The following is a 3,213-nucleotide window of genomic DNA, read 5'->3' as shown; positions in this document are numbered from 1 at the left end:
ACTTCAGCTCTGCGCCGGCAACCTGATGTTCGCGGGTCACCTGGTCGAGGCCCCCGACGCGATGATCTGGGATCTCGATCCCCCCGACAGCGCCTGGGCGGAAGAGATCCAGGGTTTCCGCTGGCTCGACGATCTCGCCGCCGTCGGCGACGCCCGCGCGCGGCAGGTAGCGCAGCGCTGGCTCTGGGGCTGGATCGACCGCTATGGCACCGGCAAGGGCGACGGCTGGACGCCGGAGGCGGCGGGCCGCCGGCTGATCCGCTGCATCCACCACGCGCTCTTCCTGCTGCGCGGCGTCGAGGGCGACGTCTCGGCGCGGTTCCACCGGGCGCTCGCGGCGCAGGCGGTGTTCCTGAGCCGCCGCTGGCAGGGCGCCGCCCCGGGGCTGCCGCGTTTCGAGGCGCTGACCGGGCTGCTCTACGCCGGGCTTTCGCTCGAGGGAATGGGCCCGCAGGTCGAGCCCGCGCGCCGGGCGCTGGCACGGGACTGCGCGGCGCAGGTCGATGCCGAGGGCGGCATCCCCACCCGCAATCCCGAGGAACTGCTCGAGGTCTTCACCCTGCTGACATGGGCCCGTGCGGCGCTCGAGGCCGAGGACAAGGCCCCCGACGAGGCGCATGTGGCGGCGATCGGGCGCATCGCGCCGACGCTGCGGGCGCTGCGCCACGCCGATGGTGGGCTGGCGCGGTTCCAGGGCGGGGGCAGGGGGCTCGACGGGCGGCTCGACATGGCGCTCGCCGCCTCCGGTGCCAAGCGGCGTCCGCCGGTCGGGCTTGCCATGGGCTACGCGCGGCTCGCGGCGGCGCGTACCAGCGTCATCATCGATGCCGCGGCACCTCCCAGGGGGCGGGCCTCGGGCGATGCCCATGCCTCGACGCTGGCCTTCGAGCTCACCTCCGGGCGCCGCCCGGTCATCGTGAGCTGCGGCTCGGGCGCGGTCTTCGGCGAGGACTGGCGGCGGGCCGGCCGGGCCACGCCCAGCCATTCGACGCTTTGCCTCGACGGCTATTCCAGCGCCCGGCTCGCCACTCCGGTGCGGATCGGCGGCATGGAGCGCGAGTATCTCGAGGACGCGCCCGGGCTGGTGCCGGTGCAGATGGCCCAGACCGAGGCCGGGGCCCGCTTTGAAGGCGGCCACGACGGCTACCGCCGCACCCACGGGCTGACCCACGCACGGGTGCTCGATCTCGCCTACGACGGCCGCAGCCTGAGCGGCGAGGACATGCTGGTGACGCTTGACGAAGCCGACAAGGCCAGCTTCGACCGGCGCATGGACGCGGCACGGCTGGCGGGCTTTCCGTGGCAGATCCGCTTCCACCTGCACCCGGACGTGGATGCGCGGCTCGACATGGGCGGCAGCGCAGTGTCTCTGGTGCTGCGCTCGGGCGAGGTCTGGGTGTTCCGCCCCGATGGCACCCCGCAACTGACGGTCGAGCCCTCGGTTTACCTCGAAAAAGGCAGATTGCGGCCCCGTGCCGCCAAACAGGTCGTTTTATCCGGGCGCGCGATGGAGTATGCGACGCGCATCCGCTGGTCCCTTGCCAAGGCACAGGACACCGCAATCGCGGTGCGAGACCTTGTCACGGACGAGACGGAGCCGACGCATTGATCCACCTGGGGACCCGAACCGTATGCCTGACCTGCACAAAGTCGCCCGCGCACTGATTTCCGTATCCGACAAGACCGGCCTCATCGACCTCGGCCGGGCGCTGTCCGAACGGGGAATCGAGATTCTCTCCACCGGCGGTTCCGCCAAGGCGCTGCGCGACGAGGGCATCGCGGTCAAGGACGTGGCCGAGGTCACCGAGTTCCCCGAGATGATGGACGGCCGGGTCAAGACCCTGCACCCGCGCATCCACGGCGGCCTGCTGGCGCTGCGTGACAACGCCGACCACATGGCCTCGATGCAGGGCCACGCGATCCCCGAGATCGACCTGCTGGTGGTGAACCTCTACCCGTTCGAGGAAACCGTCGCCAAGGGCGCCGACTACGAGACCTGCATCGAGAACATCGACATCGGTGGCCCCGCGATGATCCGCGCCGCGGCCAAGAACCACGCCTTCGTCAACGTGGTGACCGACATCGCCGACTACGCGCCGCTGCTGGCCGAGCTCGACGCCAATGACGGTGCCACCTCCTATGCGTTCCGCCAGAAGCTGGCGCTGACCGCCTACGCCCGCACCGGCGCCTACGACGCCGCCGTCTCGACCTGGATGGCGGGCGCGCTGGGCGATGAGGCGCCGCGTCGCCGTGCCTTCGCCGGCGAGATCGCCCAGACCCTGCGCTACGGCGAGAACCCGCACCAGAAGGCCGCCTTCTACCGCGACGGCTCGGACCGTCCGGGCGTCGCCAGCGCCGTGCAGCATCAGGGCAAGGAGCTGAGCTACAACAACATCAACGACACCGACGCCGCCTTCGAGCTGGTCTCGGAGTTCCTGCCTTCGGATGGCCCGGCCTGCGCGATCATCAAGCACGCCAACCCCTGCGGCGTGGCCCGTGGCGCGACGCTCAGGGAAGCCTACCAGAAGGCCTTCGACTGCGACCGCACCTCGGCCTTCGGCGGCATTGTGGCGCTGAACATGAAGCTCGACGTGGAGACCGCCGAGGCGATCACCGAGATCTTCACCGAGGTGGTCATCGCGCCGGGTGCCGATGACGCCGCCAAGGAGGTCTTCGCGAAGAAGAAGAACCTGCGCCTGCTGACGACCTCGGGCCTTGCCAACACCGCCGAGCCGGGGCTGGCCTATCGTCAGGTGTCGGGCGGCTTCCTCGTGCAGGACAAGGACAACGGCCTGATCACCCTCGACGACCTGAAGGTGGTGACCAAGAAGCAGCCGACCGAGGACGAACTGCGCGACCTGCTCTTCGCGTGGAAAGTCGCCAAGCACGTGAAGTCCAACGCCATCGTCTACGTCAAGGACGGCGCGACCGTGGGCGTCGGCGCGGGCCAGATGAGCCGCGTCGACTCGGCGCTGATTGCCGCCAAGAAATCCGAGCGCATGGCCGAGGCACTGGGCCTGCCCGAGGCGCTGACCAAGGGCTCGGCCGTGGCGTCGGACGCGTTCTTCCCCTTCGCGGACGGGCTGCTCGAAGCGGCTGCGGCGGGCGCCCCCCCGGGGGTCCAGCCGGGCGGCGCGGTGCGTGACAAAGAGGGGATCGCGGCGGGCGCCGAGGGGGGGCCCCGCGAGGGGCTTCCCGGGAAGCGCCCCCTCC

2 protein-coding genes are annotated in these 3,213 nt (G+C 70.8%); both read left to right on the top strand.

What is annotated here, in order from left to right:
- Nucleotides 1–1,609, top strand: a 1,609-nt coding sequence (locus tag HC022_RS22190; RefSeq protein ID WP_167453851.1) for a heparinase II/III family protein, incomplete at its 5' end; no start/stop codon positions are given.
- Nucleotides 1,610–1,631: 22 nt separating this feature from the next.
- A partial coding sequence (gene purH, locus HC022_RS22185; protein ID WP_167453850.1) for a bifunctional phosphoribosylaminoimidazolecarboxamide formyltransferase/IMP cyclohydrolase occupies nt 1,632–3,213 on the top strand: 1,582 nt, incomplete at its 3' end.

Origin of the sequence: Salipiger sp. HF18, from assembly GCF_011806505.1 — a bacterium.
Taxonomy (GTDB): domain Bacteria; phylum Pseudomonadota; class Alphaproteobacteria; order Rhodobacterales; family Rhodobacteraceae; genus Salipiger; species Salipiger thiooxidans.
This window is presented reverse-complemented; position numbering and strand designations above follow the sequence as displayed.